This window comes from Corallococcus sp. 4LFB (genome assembly GCF_046520365.1).
GTDB lineage: Bacteria > Myxococcota > Myxococcia > Myxococcales > Myxococcaceae > Corallococcus > Corallococcus caeni.
Genome location: NZ_JBKGHJ010000004.1, coordinates 35,254 through 54,061 on the forward strand (window position 1 = coordinate 35,254; position 18,808 = coordinate 54,061).

Genomic DNA, 18,808 nt, shown 5'->3' on the forward strand with positions numbered 1-18,808 from the left:
CATGGCGGGCGGCCCTCGCGGGTAGGCGGGTGGGGCCGCCGCTGTTGCTCAGGCCTCCTCGTCGGGGAGGAGCGTGCGGAGCAACTCATCATCGCGCGCTCGCGGACCCGCTCGTACAAGCGGCCCCGCCAATTGCCCTGCCATGCGCGTCCGTCAGTCATCGCCCTCTCCCAGGAGTGAAGCGCATTGGGACGTCGTAAACCTTCACTCGGGCATCGAGGTGGTCGCCGCCTCCATCCGCTCCGGATCCAGTGAGGCAAGGTCCGTCAGTGGGGGCTCCATCAGCCCCTTCACGCGATACAGGTCCGCGAAGAGCTTCTCGGCGCTGCACATGGGGCAGTGACGGAGCACGGCGTCCCCGCAGTGGGTCTCTTTCCTATAGCCAGAGTGCCGCACCGGGCTCCTGAATCGGGTCAAGGCGCTGCACGTCCGCCGATCTCGGGGAACCGCTCGTAGGTTCGCTTGAGTGCATCCAGGTGGGCGGGGTTGTCGTATGCGAGCGGCTCAGCCGTGAGCTGCACAACCCACCCATTCGACGCCGTACGCCGCGCCCGCGTGAGCAACTCGGCATCGCGAGCAGGATCCGGGAACCCGATGGTCTTCGCTGTGGCGGCAGACCAATAGTTCAGCCACCCAAGGAACCAGGGAGTCGCAGGCGTGGGGAGCTTCTCTGGAAGGTTGAGCATGGGAAGCCCACGGGGTGAGCGCTCCGGTCCATGAGGCGAACGGCGAAACTGCTGTGCGACCTCCGAGCCGTAACCGTATGGCGAAACATGCCCCCAGTACGCGTGAGAGCCCTCGGCCACGGCCTCAAGCACAGCCCCCGCTGCCGCGATCGCGGGTGCGTCCAGAGGTATTTCGGCATGCACTTCAAGCCGCGCTTGTCTCCCCGGGCTGAGGCGCCCCGACCTGCCCCTCCCCGAAATCGTCACGGGGTAGCTCTCATCCCCGTTGCACAAAAGGGGGAATTTCCCGTCCTGCGTCATTTCCGCGAGCCATGCGTCGCGATGCGGCAACGCAATGAGGGGGCCGCTCTCGGGGATGTGCCACGCCAGGCGCAAACCGGGAAGTGCCTTTTCCATCCCATGGATGACATCCAGCGTGCGGCCATCGTTGCCCACGAGTGCGGGCGCGTAAACGATGAGGGTGAGGGAATCAGGCGTGGTCATCGTTTGCACCCTGTGACGACGACATCAAGTAGGGGATCTGCTTCAAGCAATGCGTCCTTGTGCGCTTGGGTACTCACCCCAATCACGTAGCCATATCCGCATGCCGCCGCCGCGTCTTGCTCCTTTTCTATTTGCACCAGCTCCTTCTCGATCTCCCGCCTCCGGATGAATTTGGAGTACGTGTCGAATTGATGCGTCTTGATCTCCCACAGCACGCGCACGCCGACTTGCAGCGCATCGAAGCGCACACCGCCAACGAGCACGTCCATCCCGGGGTAACGGTTGGGTGGGAATTTGTCTGCACACTCATTGTGTGGGTCATCCTCGCCCGCGTGGGGCGCCGGAACAGGTTCGCAACTGGCGCGCCCCGTCCGGTCTACGGGCACTGGTGGCACCGGGGGCTGCCAGTCCTGCCCCGCTGGCTCGGGCTTCAACCTGGGCTTGCGTTGCGCTTCAGCTTCCCGGGATGCCACCTTCGTTCCTCGCGAGGTCCCTGCTTCTTCGGGGTAGGCGTGCCGCAGCTCATACGTGTCCAGCGCTTCTTTGATGGCGACGCCGACCACCACCACTCCAAGCACGATCACGGCTCCCACGGCAATCTCAGGAGCCGCTAGCACGCAGAAGCCGATTCCCACGGCAGCGGCGTCAGCGGAGGCGACCGTGCATCTTCCCGTGGTGTCGTGGAACTCGAGCCGGTCATGGTCGACGGTCCGATAGCACTTCTCCACCAGCACAGGCCAAGGCTGGGAAGCCTCACGGACGACGCACCGTCCCTCGTCAGTCCACGGCAGCACCGCTGCACGCTGGAGATTGGCGATCCTCGGGTTCCGGGCCGCGCGCTCTGCTGGGCTCGGTGCCGACGTGGCGCAAGCCGCGAGGAAGAGTAGGAGTGCGGCGTAGGCGCGGAGTCGCATGGTCACGTCCTTTCAGACGAGCCAGCGAGCTGCGGGGCAATGCTGGACGCATGTGGAGTATGCCAGCATCCACGAATACCATGGATATCATGAGGGCGCTGAGGCGTAGCGGCATGGCCTGGAGCGCACCAGCGGTCATGAAGCGCCCACGCCTACTTGCTGCTCGCTTCCGCGTACAACACGAACCCATCGACGGGCATGGGTGCATGGGGGACGAGTGTCTCCACGAGAAAAAGGTTGTCGCAGTGCCTGGCGTTCGGCCCGCCAAATACAGTCTTGATGGCCGGCTCTACGCACTCTTCAGCGGGAAGAAACGCGCTGCCAGCATGAGCGAGCCGGCGAACAATGTGCGCGGGATGTACCCGCCACTCATGGCTCTCGGGGTCAATTCGGGTGCCTTGCTGGCCGAGCCATCGCACGAGATCCGCCCGCTGTGACTCCCAAAGCTTGTCGAAATCCGTCAGGGGGGAGTTGGCGCGGGAGGGGTAGAGCCATCCGGTAACACGCGCCTCCGGCATGGCCGACTCTGCCCAGGCGGCCACGGCGGATGGCTCGATGATACGAAACTGTGTCTGCAAACGCTCCATCGGCGGTTCGCTGTTCCAATAGCGCGCTATTTCTTGACCGACGAATCCCGAAAGTTCGACGCGCCCGTCGGCATCCGCCTCCATCAGGAACTCTGGGGTGCTGTCATAGATGTTGTACTGAAAGGCAGGCACGCCCAGGCGCGAGGAGAGGCGTGCGAGCAGCGGCGGGGTTCCCTGCATCAGGAGTTCGAAAGGGGCGGTGCGCAAGACGGTCCATCCAGGTGCCCCGTGAAAGCCCGCCAGACCCCAGCGCTGCACTTCGTCACCCAGCCCGTACTGCATGCGGTCGTGCCGTTCCGGGTGCGCGGCTTGGGTGTTGTCAAGCGCCGCCCCCCTTCCACCAACAAGCGTGAGAGTTCTCTCTCTACCCGAGCGATATCCGCACACTGAATGAAGGCCACGTTCAGCCACGTTCCCATGAATGATGAGTCTGCCTCGTGAGGTGATGTCCGTCGACGAGAAGTCCGGAGGGCCTTCGCGGCTTGAACGCTGTATGCGGTGCGCGCGTTCAGGAGTTTTGGGGAACGCGGTTTTGACATGAGCAGCCTTTGACGCTCGCCCGTGCCGATAGCGGGGGCTCGTGCACGAACCACGGCACGAAGCAGGCAGGAACCCCCGCCGCGTGGCTGTGGCGCCTCGGAGTCTTGGCAAGCACACGAAGGAAGTCGCGACGAAGTCAGCGCTCCGGAAGCGGTTGAACGTGGAGCCCAAGCCCCTGAGCTTGAAGACCATCAACAACGTTCTGGCCGTACTCCAGAAGTTGCTGTCGCTCGCGGAGGATCAGCGGATCATCCCGCAGGCGCCGCGTGTGAAGCACTTCGGGAAATCGCGGAAGCCTGATTTCGACTTCCTGACCTTCGAGGAGGCCGAGCGACTTGTCTCCGCCGCTGACCCGGAGTGGCGTCCCGTGCTGCTGGTCGCCGTCAAAGCGGGGCTGCGGCAGGGGGAACTGGTCGGGCTCCAGTGGAGCGACCTGGACCTGCCGCGCGGCACGCTTCACGTCCGCCGAACCATCTGGCGCGGGGTGGAGGGCTTTCCGAAGGGTGGACGCGAGCGGTCGGTCCAGGACGGCGGTCAACGTCCTGGACCGTCCGCCCACTCCGGCGCGCGACATTCGTGCGACACGCGGGGAGGGCGCCTCGAACCACTCGTAACGACAGGGGGAAACAGTGCCGAAGGCGGGATTCGAACCCGCAACCTCCGCGTTCTGAGCGCGGCGCCTCTACCAAGTTGGGCTACCCCGGCGGTGTTTGTCTTTGAGGTGAAGTCGGGATGACTGGATTCGAACCAGCGACCTTGTGCGCCCGAGGCACACGCTCTTGACCAGACTGAGCTACATCCCGATGAGCTTTGCGTCCTCGAGGGAGGACCCGGACATGACTGAGGCCGGGTCCCCCCTCGGGATCCCGGCCTCTGTCCATGCCCGTCCCGGAGTTGCCGGGTGGCGGCGTGGGTCAGGTGCCGGGGGGACTGCCGCGGAACGAGGCGATGGCCAGGTCCAGGCTGTCCGGAGTGGGCTCCATGGCGGTGGTGGGTAGCGGGTTCAGCTCGTCGCGCTTCGTCATGGGCGTCACTCCTTTCTTGCTGGAGAGGGACGCGGCCGAAAATCAGTCCTGACATCGCTGCCCGCGGAAGTGGATGACGCAGTGTCACTGCACGCCGGGCGCTCGGAACACCTGGCCGTTGCGGCCCTCCAGCACGAGGCTCGCCTCGTCGGAGCTGCCCACGCGCAGCTCCACGCGGGGCTGGCCCCGCCGGTCCACCAGGAGCAGGCCGGGCGAGCCCTCCTCGTCCGCGCCCAGGATGGCCCGGGGCCGTCCCGTCACGTCCGCCAGCTCCAGCCTCGACGAGCCGTCCACCTGGAGCCCCACGGAGAACAGCTCCGCGCCTCCGGACTTGGACAGCGTCAGGCGCGGCGCCTCGTCCGAGAACACCATCAACTCCGCCAACGACTCACCTTCCGCCGTGGAGAAGCGCAGCCGGGGCGAGTCGTCCTCGCCCACGCCCAGCAGGGCCCTGGGACGGCCCTCGCTGTCGTTCAGCACCAGCGCCGCGCCACCCTGGCGGTTCGCCTCCAGGCTGGCCCGTGTGCGGCCCCTGGCGTCCTTGAGCACCAGGCGGGAGGCGACCAGCTCCCCCGCGTGCGGCGGCGGTGCCTGGTCACGCAGGGCCGCGGTTCCCAGCCCCACCCCGGCCAGCACGAAGGCCGCGAGGGTGAGGCCCTGCCACCTTCGAAGCCGGCCTTCCAGCCGCTCCATGCGCGCGTCCAGTGAGTCCATCCCGGCGTCGCCTCCTGTCCCACCCAGGTGGGACGGCGGGAGGCTAGCAGAGCCCGGCACGCCTCGCTGTCAGCGGGGCAGCAAGAGGAGCAGGACCTCCAGGTCCCTATGCCGCCGCCTGCTGGATGCGGGCCTCCGTTTCTGCGGGGCTGGCAATCCAGGGCCAGAAGCGCTGCGGCTCTCCGAAGTTGTCGAAGAACGTGTCCGCCAGCGTGGACACCGCCGAGGCCGCTCCCAGGTAGCGCAGCACGTGCGGCGGAGGCGGCTGGAGCAGCATGTTGGTGAACGCGGTGATGAACTGGCCTTCCGTCCGCCAGAAGTGCTCGAAGGTCTGCTCCATCCAGTCCGGCGTGAAGGGCTGGTCGCCGTGCTCGAGGATGGCCCGCGTCATCGCGTGGGCCTGCTTCGACGCGCTGTTGAGCCCCTGGCCCGCGATGGGGTCGTTGAGCATGACGACGTCCCCCATCCCCATCACCGCCCGGCCCGAGGGCAGCCGCCCCACCGGCTTGCGCACCGTGGGCGTGAACGCGCCGGTGAGCCAGGAGGACTCGTCCACGATGGCGGCGCCCTCCAGCCGCTCCGCCACCCAGGGGGAGAAGTCGCGCAGCACCTGCTGCATCCGCTCCAGCGCCTCCCGCGCGGTGCCGATGCCGCCGAAGCGATCCAACCCCTGCCCGGGGATGGCCTCCAGCAGGATGCAGTTCAGCGGACCCCGGATGCGGTCGAAGTACGGCATGGAGAAGTACTCGCCGTGGCCCGCCGCCAGGATGAACTTGAGCGCGGGGTAGGGCGTCTCGTGCAGCGGCTTCATGCCGCTGACAATCATTGCCGTGAGGTGGCGCTGCGGTTGCGTGTGGATGCTGCGCTCGGCGTCCCGTGCGAACAGCCGGGTGAAGCTGTTGCGGCCCGCCGTCACGACCACCAGGTCATGTCCCGGGACGAGCGCCTCCAGCGCGTCCACGTCCACGTCCCGCACCACCACGGTGCCGCCGCGCCGCTCGAACTCCGCGAGCCAGCGCGAGTACTTCGCCCGCAGGTCCAGGGCCTTGCCCGGCTGGAGGATGCGCCCCTGGACCCGGAGCGCCCGCTGGCCGGGGGCCGCGCAGACGTCCAGGTCGCCGCCCCGGGCGTACTCCCCCGGCCCCTTCCAGAAGTCCAGCCCCAGCTCCTGCTCGTACTGGTACGCGCGGCCGAAGAGGTAGGTGGTCGCCGCGAGCCGGGCGTTGAAGAGCTGCTCGGGCGTGCGGTCCGAGTAGACCGTGACGGTGTAGCCCTTCTCCAGCAGGCCAAAGCCCAGCTGCAGCCCCGCCTGGCCCGCGCCGATGATGCCGATGTTCCTCATGGTTCCCCCTGGGTGGTGCGCGGGGTCTGACATCCCGCCAGGGCACTACGCAACGAGGGGCCCGGTCTGGCAACGGCACGGGGGTACGAGGCCGCCCGGAATCCGACGCCGGCGGCCCCCTTCCATGTCAGACCCCGCACGTATTGTTCCTTCCGTCGCAGCGAGGAAACGAACGAGGGGGAGTGCGCCATGACGATGTCTGTGATTGATAATCGCGTCGAGGTCGTCTTCAGCTTTGACACCACGGGCAGCATGTATCCGTGCCTCGCGCAGGTGCGCAAGAAGCTGGGGGCCGCCGTGGCCCGGCTGACGAAGGAGATCCCGGGCATCCGCATCGGCATCATCGCGCACGGGGACTACTGTGACGCGGGGTCCACCTACGTGACCAAGGCCCTGGACCTCACGGACGACGCGAAGGCCATCACCCGCTTCGTGGAGAAGGTGGGCCAGACGGGCGGCGGCGACGCGCCCGAGTGCTACGAGCTGGTGTTGCACGAGGCGCAGGGCCTGTCCTGGACGAAGGGCTACACGAAGGCGTTCGTGCTCATTGGGGACGACGTGCCGCACCCGCCCCAGCACAACCCGAAGAAGCTGGACTGGCGCAAGGAGGTGGCCGCGCTGGGGGCCATGGGCGTGCCGGTGTATGGCGTCCAGGCGCTGAACCGCCGTCACGCGACGTCGTTCTACAAGGAGCTGGCGGAGAAGTCGGGCGGCTTCCACCTGAGCCTGGATCAGTTCGCGCACGTCACCGACATGCTGCTGGCCGTCTGCTACAAGCAGTCGTCGGACGCGCAGCTCCAGGCCTACGAGGCGGAGGTGTCCCGCGAGGGCCGCATGAACCGCGGCCTGAACGCGATGTTCAACACGATGCTCAAGCGGGCCGCGTCCACGCTGTTCGGTGAGACGGACCTGCGGGCGGTGCCGCCGGGGCGCTTCCAGGTGCTGGAGGTGGAGGCGGACAGCGCCATCAAGGAGTTCGTGACGGAGAACGGCCTGGGCTTCAGGACGGGGCGCGGCTTCTACGAGTTCACCAAGACGGAGACCATCCAGGGCCGCAAGGAGGTGGTGCTGATGGACCGCAAGTCCGGCGACCTCTACAGCGGCGAGCGCGCGCGGGAGATGCTCGGGCTGCCGCCGGGAGAGACGGTGCGCATCCGGCCCGCGAGCCTGGAGAAGTACGTCGTCTTCGTCCAGAGCACGTCCGCCAACCGCAAGCTCAAGGGCGGCACGAAGTTCCTCTACGAGGTGGAGGACTGGGACGGCGCGCGCGGCAGCGCCGCGGCCTGATGAACCGCGTTCAAGCGCGCCTCCAAGGCTGACCTGGCGGCCCCCTCTTGCAAGTGCGCGCGGGACACCACTACAAACGCGCCGCTGCTTCACCCGAGGGGGTTTACGTGTATCGAAAGAATGTCCTTGGCGCGCTGTTCGCGCTGGGGTTGCTGACGGCGGTGAGTGCCCAGGCCGAGGTGGTGTTCGCCCAGGCCACCTTCCTGCTCAACAAGAACCAGCTCTCCGCGGTGAACTACCGCGGCAAGGGCGTGGCCATCCCCGTGGGGGCGAAGGTCGCGGTCATCGAGCGGGACGACGACGCGATTCGCTGCAAGGTCATGGACTCGGGCGCCGAGTTCCGGTTCGTGACGCACCGCAGCCTGGGCAAGCCCATCAACGTGCTGTTCGCCGGCTTCTTCGCGCCGGAGGACCCCGCCGCGCGCATCGCCGCGCTGTCGCCCGAGGACCAGAAGCAGGTCCGGGCCGGAGAGCTGGCCCGGGGCATGTCGCGCGAGGCCGTGCTGCTGACGGCCGGTCCGCCGCCGCCGCACCGGACGCCGTCGCTCCAGGGCAACCGCTGGACGTACTGGAGCTCGAAGTTCTCCACGTTCGAGGTGGAGTTCGGTCCGGACGGCAAGGTCGTGCGGGTTGGCGACGAGCCCGTGGCCCCCGCCCCCCCGCCGCCCCCGGTGGAGAAGACCTACTACCACGCGACCGCGAACTTCCATTTCGACGACGGCACCGTGTCCTGGGTGAACTACCTCAAGGGGCCCATCATCCCGTTCAACGCGCGGGTCGAGGTGCTGGACAAGGGCTCGTCCTCCGTGAAGTTCAAGGTCGTGGAGACCGGCTCGGAGCTGGAGTTCGAGAACGACGCGCGCTCGGGTTCGGAGACGTGGAAGCTGTTCCAGGCGGCGTTCGCGCCGGAGGACCAGGCCGGCAAGCTCGAGGCCCTGTCGCCGGAGGACCGCAAGATGGTCTCCGCGTCGGAGGTGGAGCCCGGCATGAGCCGCGAGGCCGTGCGCATGGCGTGGGGCCCTCCGCCCCCGCATGAGACGCCCTCGTTCAACTCCAGCACCTGGACGTACTGGAAGTCGAAGACGGCCAAGGTGCGGGTGAAGTTCGGCAAGGACGACAAGGTCGCGTCCATCGAGTAGCCGCGAAGGACGTCGCACGACGTGATGGGATTGAGGCGTGACGGCTCATCGCCGTCACGCCTCGATTTTTTCCCGGGCGGCGGCCTGCACGCCCTGCGTGAGGCCCTGCTCCGACGTGTCGGTCGACGCGTCGAAAGCGCGCGGGGAAGCCCACTCCGCGAGGTCTTCCGAGGGAAGCGGCGTGCGGCATGGGCAATGCAATCAGCTCCCGGCAACGGCTGGCGACATGGCTCGCCCCGTTCCACCCGCCACATTCCTCGGAGTTGACCATGACGACCACGACCGTTGCCGCCGCCGCCCGTCCGCAGCCGGGCCCGCTTGCCACTCCACCCCAGCCCGTGCTGGACGCGACCCAGGTGCTGGGCATGGGGCAGGGCGTGGTCGCGGCCTACGCCGCCTTCAACGGCACGGATTACTCCGTGCCCTCGGGCTGGACGCAGGCGGGCAGCCTCACGGCGTGGGTGCCGCAGAAGGGCGGGGTCGCGGAGGCGTTCGGCCTGTGGTTCACCTCCGCCGCGGATTCGAGCACGGCGATGCTGGCGCTGCGCGGGACCGTGACGGCGGCGGACACGAGCGCGGACGAGCAGTACGCCACCACGTCCTTCGCGCCGTTCTCCGGCGCGGCGATGTCCCCCGTGCCGCAGGTGCACAGCGGCTTCTGGGGCATCTACAGCGGTACGGGCACCGGCGTGCCGCAGTCGATGCAGGCGCAGGTGTTCGCGTGGCTGAAGGCAAACAGCATCCAGACGCTCTTCGTGACGGGCCACAGCCTGGGCGGAGGGCTGGCGGAGTTCCTGGCGTTGGACCTGGCGGTGAGCCAGCCGTCGCTGAGCGTGACCACCGTCACGTTCGCGGCGCCGAAGGCGGGGCTCGCGGATTCCTGGGGGACGGCCTACGCCCAGTACGTCACGAATCCCGCGACGGTGCGCGTGGTGAACCAGTACGACGTGGTGCCCACGCTGCCGCCGTCGTGGCTGGCGCCGAACTACACGCAGGTGGGCGTGGAGTTCGACGTGCTCTTCTACTACTCGCTCGGGGACACCAGCACGCAGGAGGCGACCATCCGGCACGAGATGGACAACCACCTCACCGTGCTCACCCAGGCGCTGCCCGCCACGCCCCAGCAGTACGTGGGCCCCTTCGCGGACGGCGTCTACACGGACAGCTCAGGCCACCCGCTCCAGGACACCAGCGTGGCGCCCACCGCGGACGCCGTGGCGAGCGCGAAGGCGTCCGTGGAGGCCCTGCCGCAGCGCCCGGTGGCGCAGCCGCCGCGCCGTCAGGTGGCGGTGCGGTAGCGGGCTCCACGGCGCGCCTGACACGCGTCCGTCCATCGGGGATGATCCGCCGGGCCCATCCCCTTCACGGAGCGTTCACATGACGGAGCTCGAGACCCTGGCTGCCTTCGAGCAGCACCTGCGCGACGGCCGGAGCCTGGCCAACGTCATCCTCCAGGGGCTGGACCTGCGAGCTTCGGGCGACGCGCTGCTCGGCGCGGACCTCACAGGCTCCGTCTTCCTGGGCTGCGTCCTGGAGCCGGAGACCCTGCAACAGGTGCTCGCGCGGGGCGCCATGGTGTTCCCGCCGTTCACCGGGCTGCCCTACTGCCCGTACCGCAGCCGCCTCTACACGCCGGAGGAGCTGTACGCGGGCTTCGACCCGACGCGTCCGGACACCTACGCGGACACGCTGGACGCGCGCATCTACGCGCACTGGAGCTCGCGCGGTGGGGCCCACCCGCCGTCCCTCCTGGAGACGCTGGCGCAGCGGCTTCACGACCACGCCATCAGCGACGCGCTGGAGGAGGCGCTGCTGGACCAGGGCAGGCCCCGCCGGGTGGTGGCCATCATGGGCGGGCATTCCATGCTGCGGGGGCAGGAGGACTACCGCTCCGTCGCGGAGCTGGCCCGTTCGCTGGCGCGCCTGGGCTTCTTCCTGGTGAGCGGCGGCGGCCCGGGCGCCATGGAGGCGACGCACCTGGGCGCGTGGTTCGCGGGGCGGGCGGACGAGGACCTGGACGCGGCGCTCGCGGTGCTGGCGCGGGCTCCGTCCTACAAGGACCGGGACTGGCTGGCGCGCGCCTTCGAGGTTCGCGCCACCTGGCCCCTGCGCGACGCGGCGGCGATGGGCGACAGCCTGGGCATCCCCACCTGGCTCTACGGCCACGAGCCGCCCAACCCCTTCGCCACGCGCATCGCGAAGTACTTCGCCAACAGCGTGCGCGAGGAGGGCCTGCTCACCATCGCGCGGGGCGGCGTCGTCTATTCACCCGGCAGCGCGGGCACCGTGCAGGAGATCTTCCAGGACGCCTGCCAGAACCACTACGACACCGTGGGCGTCATCAGCCCCATGCTCTTCCTGGGCCGCGAGTTCTGGACGAAGACCCGGCCCGTGTACCCGCTGCTGGAGCACCTGGCGCGGGGACAGGAGTACGCGCGCCACCTGCTCCTCACGGACTCGAAGGAGGACATCGTCCAGGCGCTCGTGCGCTTCGACCAGGAGCGCGCGGCCCTGGCGCGGGCGGGCTGACGGTGCCGGCTCGGAGGCTCAGCCGTGACTTGCGACCGGGGTGACGGCGTTCAGGTTCACGAAGGCGTCCCGCTTCACCCCGTGCTTGTGGAAGTCCTGCACCGCCCGCGCGAGCGTCGCGGCCAGCAGGCCCAGGAGCGGCAGGTGCTCGCCGCCCTCGCAGGTGGCCTGGCCCTGCGTGTCCTCGGCGTCGGGCGTGAAGCGCTCATCCCAGCGCACCAGCCCGAACGTGCCGTCCGCGGACACCGCGCCGTGCACCAGCGGCGTGCCCGTCTTCCGGGCGTGGTCGCTGAGCAGCTGGCGGCTGTCCTGGTTGTCGAAACAATCCACCAGCAGGTCCGCGCCCTTGCAGAGCGCCTCCACGTTGTCGCGCGTGAGGCGCACGCCGAAGGCCTCCGCCTTCACGCCGTGCAGGTTGTGAAGCTGGAGCTTCAGCGCCTCCGCCTTGTTCTTCCCGACGGACGGCTTCACGTAGGCCTGCGACAGCAGGTTCTTCGACTCCACCCGGTCGAAGTCGATGAACACCCGCGTCGCGTCCAGGTTGCGGCACAGCAGCGCCGCCGCGGACCCGATGGCCCCCACGCCACAGAAGACGATGCGCATGGCGGCGGTCCTCAGCACGCCCCGAAGGGCACCTTCGGACGCAGGTAGATGCGCTCCTCGCCGTGCGCGCCCCGGAAGCGGTCCACGACGTAGTGCTGGAAGGCCTCGTCCCGCAGCTCGAAGCGGTGCAGGCCGGGCACGCCGCCCGAGCGCACCAGCTCCACCGCGATGCGGCGCACGTCGGTGTCACTGATGTGCCGCTCCAGCTCCACCGGCACGTCCGCCGAGTGTCCGTCGAGGGTGATGTTGAGCGTCGCCATGGCTTCGAGCCTCCAGGAAGGGAACCCTGCCCCGGGACGGCGCCCCCGGGCCCTGCCTGACAACCCGGCCCGGTCCCTGTCCGTCCGCTCCTGGACGCAGGGGGAGGGAGCGGCGGTCACGCCGCGGCCAGGCGATGCACAGTGTTGGGTGCACGGGAGGGGACCCATGGAGTCACCGCGAGCACCGCATGACTGGAACGTGACGCCCACGGAGGCCGTGGCGCTGCAGAAGCGCCTGCGCGAGCAGCTCATCCTCGAGCCGCCCCCGGGCCTGCGCGTCACCCGCCTGGCGGGCGCGGACATCTCCACGGAGAAGGGCAACGACACGGGCTATGGCGGCATGGTGGTGCTCGACGCCGCGACGCTCGCGCCGGTGGCCCGCGCCGTGGCGGCGGTGCCGCTGACGTTCCCCTATGTCCCCGGCCTGCTGTCCTTCCGCGAGCTGCCGGTGCTGGCCGCCGTCTGGGCTCGGCTCACCGTCCGCCCCGACGTGCTCATCTTCGACGGCCAGGGCACCGCGCACCCGCGACGGGTGGGCATCGCCTGCCATGGCGGGCTGCTGTTCGACATCCCGTCCATCGGCTGCGCCAAGTCGCTGCTGGTGGGCACGCCCGGGAAGCTCGCGGAGCGGCGGGGCGCCACCTCCCCCATCACCCACAAGGGCGAGGTGGTGGGCATGGCGGTCCGCACCCGCGCGGGCGTCAGCCCCGTGTACGTGTCTCCCGGCCACCGCATGGACCTGGACACCGCCGTGGAGTGGGTGTTGAAGGCGAGCCCCCGCTACCGCGAGCCGGAGACGACGCGCCACGCGCACCGGCTGGTGAACGCCTTCCGCCGCTCGGGAGGCGAGGCCGCGGAGCTGGAGGAGGGGAGTCCCGCATGAAGTCCATGGGCCTGATGCTGGTGGCTGCGGGCCTGGGGCTCGTCGTCGTGGGGCTGCTGGTGTGGGCCGGGGCCTTCTCCTGGTTCGGCCGGCTGCCGGGTGACATCCGCGTGGAGAGCGGCAACACGCGCTTCTTCGCGCCGCTGGCGTCCATGCTCGTCATCTCCGTGCTGCTCAGCCTGGGCGCCTGGGTGCTGCGCCGCTTCTTCTGATTCCTCAGGACTTGAGTCCGTCCCTGTCAGCGCCGCGCCGCGCGAGCTGGTCCTACAGTCGGACCAGTTGGGGACGACCGGGGCCGGGGGGGCGGGGAGGATTTCCGCTCAAGAACGCGCGCCCTTCGCGTCTGTCCGGCAGGGCCTGACTGGACAGGTGGTCCGCCTGCTGTCCGGGCGGGCAGGAGGGGGCCTGTCCTGGAGGACAGGCGGGGGGCCTGGCCAGACGGGGAGTGGATCCGCGCGGTTGAACCGCGCAGCATGCGGACCCCTCCTGGCGTCAGCGGCAGGGAATAAAAAGCGGTCTCTGGAAAAGGGCGGCGGTCAGGCCGCCAGGAGCGAGCATGCGCAGGCTGTCATCCCCGTGGAGCGAGCTGGCAAACCACTACCCCGTGGTCGTCGTGGGGTCCGGCTATGGCGGGGGCATCTCCGCGAGCCGCCTGGCTCGCGCGGGGCAACAGGTCTGCGTGCTGGAGCGCGGCCGGGAGATGCACCCGGGGGAGATGCCGCGCACGCCCGCGCAGGCGGTGGCGGAGTTCCAGCTCCACTGCGCTCCGGGGCAGGGCGACCTGGACGTGGGCAGCCCCACGGGCCTCATCGAGGTCCACCGCAACGGCGACGTGTCCGTCATCGACGGCTGCGGCCTGGGCGGCACGTCGCTCATCAACGCCGGCGTGACGATGCGGCCCGACCCCCGCGTGTTCGAGGATCCCCGCTGGCCGGAGGCCCTGCGCGCCGACGTGCACGGCCTGCTGGAGGACGGCTTCGCGCACGCGGAGCTGATGCTGCGGCCCCTGCCGTACCCGGAGGACCATCCGCCCCTGCAGAAGCTCAAGACGTTCGGCATCTCCGCGGAGAAGCTGGGCGGACGGCTGACGCGGCCGCCGGTGGCGGTGACGTTCGAGGCGGGCGTCAACGCCGCGGGCGTGCGGCAGCCGGGGTGCTCGCTGTGCGGGGACTGCGCCACGGGCTGCAACACCGGCGCGAAGAACACCGTGCTGATGAACTACCTGCCGGACGCCCACGCGCACGGGGCCCGCATCTTCACGGAGGTGGCGGTGCGCGCGGTGGTGCCGGACGGCGCGAAGTGGCGCGTCTACTACCGCCCCCTCAACACCGGCCGCGAGCGCTTCGACGCGCCCGACGCCTGGCTCACCGCGGACCGGGTCATCCTGGCGGCGGGCACCATGGGCACGGCGGAGATCCTCCTGCGCTCGCGCGAGCGCGGCCTGTCCGTGTCCTCGAAGCTGGGCCACCGCTTCAGCAGCAACGGCGACGTGCTGGCCTTCGGCTACAACCTGGACATGCCCGTCCACGGCGTGGGCCACGGCGACCAGGACCACGAGACGCGCGACCCGGTGGGCCCCTGCATCGCGGGCGTCATCGACCAGCGCGACACCGCGCGGCTGGACGAGGGGATGATCATCGAGGAGGGCGCCATCCCCGGCGCGCTCGCGTCGCTGATGCCCGCGGCGCTCGCGGGGGCCGCGGCGCTGGTGGGCGAGGACACCGACGAGGGCATCCTGGACTGGGTGCAGGAGCGGCTGCGCCAGGCGGACAGCCTGGTGCGAGGCCCGGACCACGGCGCGGTGGAGCACACGCAGACGCTGATGGTGATGTCCCACGACGAGGGCAAGGGCGAGCTGCGGCTGGAGCACGACCGCGTGCGCCTGCACTGGCCGGACGCCGGCCGCGACCCGCAGCTCACCCGCGTCGAGGAGCGCCTGCGCCGGGCCACCGCCGCGCTGGGCGGCACCTTCGTGCGCTACCCGCTCTGGTCGGAGGCCTTCGGCAAGGAGCTGCTGTGCACGCACCCGCTGGGCGGCTGTGTCATGGCCGACCGGGCGGAGGACGGCGTGGTGGACCACGAGGGGCGCGTCTTCTCCGGCGCCTCCGGCCGCGCGGTGCACGAAGGGCTGTACGTGTCCGACGGGTCGGTGGTGCCGCGCTCGCTGGGCATCAACCCGCTGCTCACCATCTCCGCGGTCGCCGAGCGCGCCTGCGCGCTGATGGCCCGGCGTTACGGGTGGACCATCGACTACGCGCCGCTGCCGGAGGCGGAGGCCCGTCCGGCCCCCGGGCCCGTGGGCGTGCGCTTCACGGAGACGATGCACGGCTTCGTGTCCGGTGACGTGAAGGCCCCGCACCTGGAGGCCGGGGACCCGGAGCGCGACGACGCCACGCCGCTGCGCTTCGTGCTCACCGTGACGGCGGAGGACCTGGACGCGACGCTGCGCGACGAGCGCCACCCCCTGAAGCTGATGGGCACGGTGACGGCGCCGGTGCTGTCGTCCCGCCCGCTGGTGGTGAAGCGCGGGGAGCTGCGCCTGATGACCCGCGAGCACGCGCGGCCGGGCGGCCAGCGGATGGAGTACCTGCTCCACCTGCTCAGCGAGGCCGGCGAGGCGTACTACCTGGAGGGCTACAAGGACCTCTACGACGACCCGGGCCTGGACCTGTGGAAGGACACCACGACGCTGTTCGTGTCCCTGCACCAGGGCGACGGGCCGGAGGCGCAGTGCATCGGCCGGGGCTTCCTGCGGCTGACGGCCGAGGAGTTCGCCCGCCAGCTCACCACCCTGCGCGTCCTCAACGCCCGGGACGGCGTGCACCGGGCGGAGGCCCTGGCCCGCTTCGGCGGCTTCTTCTTCGGGGCCCTCTGGGACACCTACGTCCGGCGCGTGGCCGCCTAGCCGGCAGGCAGCCGACGGACAGTGCACCCGTCCGCGAGGGCGTGCCCTCCGGGGCGGGCATGGGCACCCTGTTACCCACCGGGACCGACAGGGAGGAACCCCCATGGCTGAAGATCGTGATCCGCAGCGCCGTTCGGGCACACCCCAGGACGAGGAGCCCGTGGAGGAGCGGCGCGAGCTGTCCATCGAGGAGCGGCGTGCGCGGCGAAGTGCGATGCGGGCCAGTCAGACGTATGCCCGCTTCATCGACCACCTCTGCGAGCGGGGCGGCATGTCCCCGAGCGTCGCCCAGCAGGCGGCCGTCTCCGTGCTCTGCGGCCTGGAGCAGCGCATCCAGGTGGAGGAGTCACACGACCTGGAAGCCCAGCTGCCGCGCAAGCTCACGGAGCTGTTGCACCGCTGTGAACGCCACGACGCCGAAGCCCGTCCGGAGAGGTTCGGCCGCGACGAGCTCTTGAGTCAGGTGGGCGAGGACCTGGCCCTGCATCCAGACGCGGTGGAGCCGGTGGTGCGCGCGGTGATGGACGCCGTCCGCCATCAGATCAGCGAAGGCGAAGCGGAGGACGTGAGCGCCCAGCTGCCAGCGGACATCCGCCACCTTTGGCTGCCGACGATGTGAAGCGGGCTGTTAAGGTCTCCGGCACACGCTTGCCGGAGACCGCGCATGGCCCTCGATGATGACTTCAGCGCCGCCCAGACCCGGGTGAAGACGCTGTCCAAGGCCCCCTCGAACGACACGCTGCTGGAGCTGTACTCCCTCTACAAGCAGGGCACCGAAGGGGACGTGCAGGGCAAGCGCCCCGGCATGCTCGATATCAAGGGGCGCGCGAAGTACGACGCGTGGGCTGGCCGCAAGGGGCTGGCGAAGGACGCCGCGAAGCAGCAGTACGTGGCGCTCGTGGACCGGCTGCTGCGCGGATAAGACACGGCCTTCATGCCTCAATGGCTCCGGATGGCGCTGTTCCTCGTGCCGGTCACCACGCTGCTCACGGTGGCGCACGTCTACCTGTACCGCCGCCTGGTGCGCGACGTGACGGCGAGCAGCGCGCTGCGCCGCGGGGGGATGGGGCTCTTCGCCGGTGGGCTCGTGGGCTCCCTGGGCGCCCGGATGCTGGGGGCGATGTTCTCCTCCGAAGTGGCGTGGTGGACGGGCATCGCGTTGCTGGTGTGGATGGGGCTGGTGCTCTACCTGCTCATGTTCACCCTGGGGCTGGACGTGGTGCGGAGCGTGCTCGCTCGCGTGCGCAGGGCGCCGGAGCCGCCGTCCCCCGAGCGCCGGGCCTTCCTCGCGCGAGGGATGGCCGCGGGCGCCACCGTGGCGGGCGTGACGGTGAGCAGCTTCGGCGCCTGGCGAGCGTTCCATCCGCCGGACGTGCGCGACATCCCGGTGCGGCTGCCCGGGCTGCCCAAGGCGCTGGAGGGCTTCACGCTGGTGCAGCTCACGGACATCCACATCGGCGGGGTGTTGCAGCGCCGCTTCGTGGATGAGCTGGTGGCGCGCACCAACGCGCTCAAGCCAGACCTCATCGCGGTGACGGGCGACCTGGTGGACGGCACGGTGCCGGAGCTGGGGCGGTACGTGGGCGGCTTCGGCGCGCTCCAGGCGCGGCACGGCGCGTACTTCGTCACCGGCAACCACGACTACTACTCCGGCGTGGAGGCGTGGACGGAGTTCGTCCGGGGGCTGGGCATCACCGTGCTGCGCAACCGCACGGTGTCCATTGGCGGCGCGGGCGCGTCCTTCGACCTCATCGGCGTGGATGACTGGAGCGCGAGCCGGTTCGGTGAAGCCGGTTATGACCTGGACGCGGCGCTCCAGGGGCGCAGGCCGGACCGCGCGTCGGTGCTGCTGGCGCACCAGCCCTCCAACTTCGAGGTGGTGGCGCAGCGCGGCCTGGGGCTCCAGCTTTCAGGCCATACGCACGGCGGACAGATGTTCCCGGGCAACGTGCTGGGCCACCTCATCTGGGGCGAGCAGAACGCGGGCCTGAGCCGGCTGGCCGAATCGCACCTCTACGTCAGCCGGGGGTGCGGCTTCGTGGGCCCGCCCATGCGCGTCGCCGCGCCGCCGGAGATCGCCCGCATCATCCTGCTGCCGGGCTGAAAGAGGCTCAGGGCTTGCGGTGGGCGCTGTCCAGGAGCAGGCCGTCCTCCTGGAGGACGGTCGGGGCGGGCCGGGGGCGGCCGTACAAGAGCCCCGAGGCGATGCGCAGCGGCGCGGCCCACGCGGGCTCGTCGCGCACCAGCACGTCCTCTCCGCCGATGCGGACCAACATGCCGTCGGGGGCCACCACGGAGAAGCGCAGCGGCCGACCCAGCGCCACCTGGAGCGCGGCCATGGTGGTCTCGTCCTCCTGGGAGAAGCCCAGCGGGCCCTCCGGGTGGCTGTGGGTGATCTCCACCAGCGAGTCCCGCAGGCTCCAGATGGCTTCCCACCGTGGGCGGGAGTCCGGAAGCGCCACGGGGTCGTCGAAGGAGTCCCCCCACAGCACCGCGTCCTCCGGCCCGATGAGCAGGCACACCTCGCGCGTCGTCGACATGAAGTCCTTCCTCCTGGATGGCCGTACCGACGTGGGGAGCGGGCCCGGTCGGACACTCGCGTTTCAGACGTGCCGGGTGATGACCAGCGCGTCCGTGTCGATGGCTTCCTTCAGCACCGACGGCAGGCTCTCCAGCGTGACCTGGGTGTCCGCGCCCGCCAGGCACACGCCCGCGTCGCGCACGCGCAGCGTCGCGGCCTCCACCACCGTGACGAAGCGCTCGCCCATGAACGTGTAGACGACCTCCAGGAGGCCGTCGCCCAGACGGCGTTGGGCCAGCAGCCGCGCGCCGGCCTTGTCCAGCGCGCGCTCCGCCCACGCGCCGACGTCCGACTCCGGGCGCCGGTGCGCGTGCTCACGGGCTGCCTCCG

19 protein-coding genes, 2 tRNA genes and 2 pseudogenes are annotated in these 18,808 nt (G+C 70.0%); 11 read left to right on the forward strand and 12 right to left on the reverse strand.

Going from position 1 to position 18,808, the window contains the following annotated elements; translation table 11 throughout:
• Nucleotides 1–204: 204 nt before the first annotated feature.
• From ACLEQD_RS01035 to ACLEQD_RS01050, 4 genes are all read right to left on the reverse strand, one after another.
• Nucleotides 205–351 carry a hypothetical protein gene (locus tag ACLEQD_RS01035; protein WP_410381017.1) on the reverse strand — a complete coding sequence of 49 codons (147 nt, stop codon included), beginning with the start codon at nt 349–351 and terminating at the stop codon, nt 205–207.
• A gap of 62 nt (nt 352–413) precedes the next feature.
• Nucleotides 414–1,169: a DUF5953 family protein gene (locus tag ACLEQD_RS01040; RefSeq protein ID WP_410381019.1), complete on the reverse strand. Its 756-nt coding sequence runs from the start codon at nt 1,167–1,169 to the stop codon at nt 414–416.
• Nucleotides 1,166–2,083, reverse strand: a complete 918-nt coding sequence (locus ACLEQD_RS01045; RefSeq protein ID WP_410381021.1) for a DUF6310 domain-containing protein — start codon at nt 2,081–2,083, stop codon at nt 1,166–1,168. The genes ACLEQD_RS01040 and ACLEQD_RS01045 overlap by 4 nt, the downstream gene beginning before the upstream one ends.
• 152 nt (nt 2,084–2,235) lie before the next feature.
• On the reverse strand, nt 2,236–2,952 hold the full coding sequence (locus ACLEQD_RS01050; protein WP_410381023.1) for a hypothetical protein: 717 nt from the start codon (nt 2,950–2,952) through the stop codon (nt 2,236–2,238).
• A gap of 376 nt (nt 2,953–3,328) precedes the next feature.
• On the opposite strand from ACLEQD_RS01050, the pseudogene ACLEQD_RS01055 reads away from it, so the two are divergent.
• Nucleotides 3,329–3,733 (forward strand): annotated as a pseudogene (locus ACLEQD_RS01055) (tyrosine-type recombinase/integrase); the annotation flags it as partial.
• A 107-nt stretch (nt 3,734–3,840) separates the two neighbouring features.
• On the opposite strand, the gene ACLEQD_RS01060 reads toward ACLEQD_RS01055, so the two are convergent.
• The 4 genes from ACLEQD_RS01060 to ACLEQD_RS01075 all read right to left on the reverse strand — a co-directional run bounded on the left by ACLEQD_RS01060 (nt 3,841) and on the right by ACLEQD_RS01075 (nt 6,291).
• A tRNA-Leu gene (locus ACLEQD_RS01060) sits at nt 3,841–3,915 on the reverse strand.
• Nucleotides 3,916–3,937: 22 nt separating this feature from the next.
• Nucleotides 3,938–4,013, reverse strand: a tRNA-Pro gene (locus tag ACLEQD_RS01065).
• A gap of 306 nt (nt 4,014–4,319) precedes the next feature.
• Nucleotides 4,320–4,949, reverse strand: coding sequence for a hypothetical protein (locus ACLEQD_RS01070; protein WP_410381025.1), 630 nt, complete (start codon nt 4,947–4,949; stop codon nt 4,320–4,322).
• Nucleotides 4,950–5,055: 106 nt separating this feature from the next.
• Complete coding sequence (locus ACLEQD_RS01075) at nt 5,056–6,291, reverse strand: styrene monooxygenase/indole monooxygenase family protein (RefSeq protein ID WP_410381027.1); 1,236 nt, start codon at nt 6,289–6,291, stop codon at nt 5,056–5,058.
• 189 nt (nt 6,292–6,480) lie between these two features.
• Here ACLEQD_RS01075 and ACLEQD_RS01080 point away from each other — a divergent pair, with 189 nt between their 5' ends.
• The 4 genes from ACLEQD_RS01080 to ACLEQD_RS01095 all read left to right on the forward strand — a co-directional run bounded on the left by ACLEQD_RS01080 (nt 6,481) and on the right by ACLEQD_RS01095 (nt 11,246).
• On the forward strand, nt 6,481–7,578 hold the full coding sequence (locus ACLEQD_RS01080) for a vWA domain-containing protein (protein ID WP_171412092.1): 1,098 nt from the start codon (nt 6,481–6,483) through the stop codon (nt 7,576–7,578).
• A gap of 107 nt (nt 7,579–7,685) precedes the next feature.
• Nucleotides 7,686–8,717: a hypothetical protein gene (locus ACLEQD_RS01085; protein WP_410381029.1), complete on the forward strand. Its 1,032-nt coding sequence runs from the start codon at nt 7,686–7,688 to the stop codon at nt 8,715–8,717.
• Nucleotides 8,718–8,986: 269 nt separating this feature from the next.
• Nucleotides 8,987–10,015 (forward strand): lipase family protein, encoded by a 1,029-nt coding sequence (locus ACLEQD_RS01090; protein ID WP_410381031.1) that lies wholly within the window; start codon nt 8,987–8,989, stop codon nt 10,013–10,015.
• Nucleotides 10,016–10,094: 79 nt separating this feature from the next.
• Nucleotides 10,095–11,246 carry an LOG family protein gene (locus tag ACLEQD_RS01095; RefSeq protein WP_410381033.1) on the forward strand — a complete coding sequence of 384 codons (1,152 nt, stop codon included), beginning with the start codon at nt 10,095–10,097 and terminating at the stop codon, nt 11,244–11,246.
• An 18-nt stretch (nt 11,247–11,264) separates the two neighbouring features.
• Here ACLEQD_RS01095 and ACLEQD_RS01100 read toward each other — a convergent pair whose 3' ends face one another.
• The gene (locus ACLEQD_RS01100) at nt 11,265–11,849 is read right to left on the reverse strand and encodes a HesA/MoeB/ThiF family protein (protein WP_410381035.1); all 585 of its coding nucleotides are present in this window, start codon (nt 11,847–11,849) and stop codon (nt 11,265–11,267) included.
• Between the two features lie 11 nt (nt 11,850–11,860).
• Entirely contained in the window at nt 11,861–12,109 is a 249-nt protein-coding gene (locus tag ACLEQD_RS01105) for a hypothetical protein (RefSeq protein WP_338266569.1), read from the reverse strand.
• Nucleotides 12,110–12,275: 166 nt separating this feature from the next.
• Between ACLEQD_RS01105 and nfi the strand changes: the two genes are divergently transcribed.
• From nfi to ACLEQD_RS01135, 6 genes are all read left to right on the forward strand, one after another.
• On the forward strand, nt 12,276–12,992 hold the full coding sequence (nfi, locus tag ACLEQD_RS01110) for a deoxyribonuclease V (RefSeq protein ID WP_410381037.1): 717 nt from the start codon (nt 12,276–12,278) through the stop codon (nt 12,990–12,992).
• Nucleotides 12,989–13,204, forward strand: coding sequence for a DUF2905 domain-containing protein (locus tag ACLEQD_RS01115; protein WP_410381039.1), 216 nt, complete (start codon nt 12,989–12,991; stop codon nt 13,202–13,204). The genes nfi and ACLEQD_RS01115 overlap by 4 nt, the downstream gene beginning before the upstream one ends.
• A 344-nt stretch (nt 13,205–13,548) precedes the next feature.
• Entirely contained in the window at nt 13,549–15,897 is a 2,349-nt protein-coding gene (locus ACLEQD_RS01120) for a GMC family oxidoreductase N-terminal domain-containing protein (protein WP_410381041.1), read from the forward strand.
• A 103-nt stretch (nt 15,898–16,000) separates the two neighbouring features.
• Nucleotides 16,001–16,516, forward strand: coding sequence for a DUF2267 domain-containing protein (locus ACLEQD_RS01125; RefSeq protein ID WP_410381043.1), 516 nt, complete (start codon nt 16,001–16,003; stop codon nt 16,514–16,516).
• A 45-nt stretch (nt 16,517–16,561) separates the two neighbouring features.
• Nucleotides 16,562–16,819 carry an acyl-CoA-binding protein gene (locus tag ACLEQD_RS01130; RefSeq protein ID WP_338266578.1) on the forward strand — a complete coding sequence of 86 codons (258 nt, stop codon included), beginning with the start codon at nt 16,562–16,564 and terminating at the stop codon, nt 16,817–16,819.
• A 12-nt stretch (nt 16,820–16,831) separates the two neighbouring features.
• Nucleotides 16,832–18,001: a metallophosphoesterase gene (locus ACLEQD_RS01135; RefSeq protein ID WP_410381046.1), complete on the forward strand. Its 1,170-nt coding sequence runs from the start codon at nt 16,832–16,834 to the stop codon at nt 17,999–18,001.
• A 7-nt stretch (nt 18,002–18,008) separates the two neighbouring features.
• Here the strand turns inward: ACLEQD_RS01135 and ACLEQD_RS01140 are convergent, their stop codons facing one another.
• A complete protein-coding gene (locus ACLEQD_RS01140; protein WP_410381048.1) occupies nt 18,009–18,437 on the reverse strand; it encodes a hypothetical protein in 429 nt (142 codons plus the stop codon).
• Between the two features lie 63 nt (nt 18,438–18,500).
• Nucleotides 18,501–18,808: pseudogene (locus ACLEQD_RS01145) on the reverse strand (hypothetical protein); the annotation flags it as partial.

Excerpts from the sequence above, each read along its gene's own strand:
- ACLEQD_RS01050 (WP_410381023.1), bottom strand. The coding sequence starts at position 2,952 with ATGCAGTACGGGCTGGGTGACGAAGTGCAGCGCTGGGGTCTGGCGGGC.
- ACLEQD_RS01070 (WP_410381025.1), bottom strand. The coding sequence starts at position 4,949 with ATGGACTCACTGGACGCGCGCATGGAGCGGCTGGAAGGCCGGCTTCGA.
- ACLEQD_RS01095 (WP_410381033.1), top strand. The coding sequence starts at position 10,095 with ATGACGGAGCTCGAGACCCTGGCTGCCTTCGAGCAGCACCTGCGCGAC.
- ACLEQD_RS01045 (WP_410381021.1), bottom strand. The coding sequence starts at position 2,083 with ATGCGACTCCGCGCCTACGCCGCACTCCTACTCTTCCTCGCGGCTTGC.
- ACLEQD_RS01090 (WP_410381031.1), top strand. The coding sequence starts at position 8,987 with ATGACGACCACGACCGTTGCCGCCGCCGCCCGTCCGCAGCCGGGCCCG.
- ACLEQD_RS01130 (WP_338266578.1), top strand. The coding sequence starts at position 16,562 with ATGGCCCTCGATGATGACTTCAGCGCCGCCCAGACCCGGGTGAAGACG.
- ACLEQD_RS01105 (WP_338266569.1), bottom strand. The coding sequence starts at position 12,109 with ATGGCGACGCTCAACATCACCCTCGACGGACACTCGGCGGACGTGCCG.
- ACLEQD_RS01100 (WP_410381035.1), bottom strand. The coding sequence starts at position 11,849 with ATGCGCATCGTCTTCTGTGGCGTGGGGGCCATCGGGTCCGCGGCGGCG.
- ACLEQD_RS01080 (WP_171412092.1), top strand. The coding sequence starts at position 6,481 with ATGACGATGTCTGTGATTGATAATCGCGTCGAGGTCGTCTTCAGCTTT.
- ACLEQD_RS01040 (WP_410381019.1), bottom strand. The coding sequence starts at position 1,169 with ATGACCACGCCTGATTCCCTCACCCTCATCGTTTACGCGCCCGCACTC.
- ACLEQD_RS01135 (WP_410381046.1), top strand. The coding sequence starts at position 16,832 with ATGCCTCAATGGCTCCGGATGGCGCTGTTCCTCGTGCCGGTCACCACG.
- ACLEQD_RS01115 (WP_410381039.1), top strand. The coding sequence starts at position 12,989 with ATGAAGTCCATGGGCCTGATGCTGGTGGCTGCGGGCCTGGGGCTCGTC.
- ACLEQD_RS01140 (WP_410381048.1), bottom strand. The coding sequence starts at position 18,437 with ATGTCGACGACGCGCGAGGTGTGCCTGCTCATCGGGCCGGAGGACGCG.
- ACLEQD_RS01125 (WP_410381043.1), top strand. The coding sequence starts at position 16,001 with ATGGCTGAAGATCGTGATCCGCAGCGCCGTTCGGGCACACCCCAGGAC.
- ACLEQD_RS01120 (WP_410381041.1), top strand. The coding sequence starts at position 13,549 with ATGCGCAGGCTGTCATCCCCGTGGAGCGAGCTGGCAAACCACTACCCC.
- ACLEQD_RS01075 (WP_410381027.1), bottom strand. The coding sequence starts at position 6,291 with ATGAGGAACATCGGCATCATCGGCGCGGGCCAGGCGGGGCTGCAGCTG.
- nfi (WP_410381037.1), top strand. The coding sequence starts at position 12,276 with ATGGAGTCACCGCGAGCACCGCATGACTGGAACGTGACGCCCACGGAG.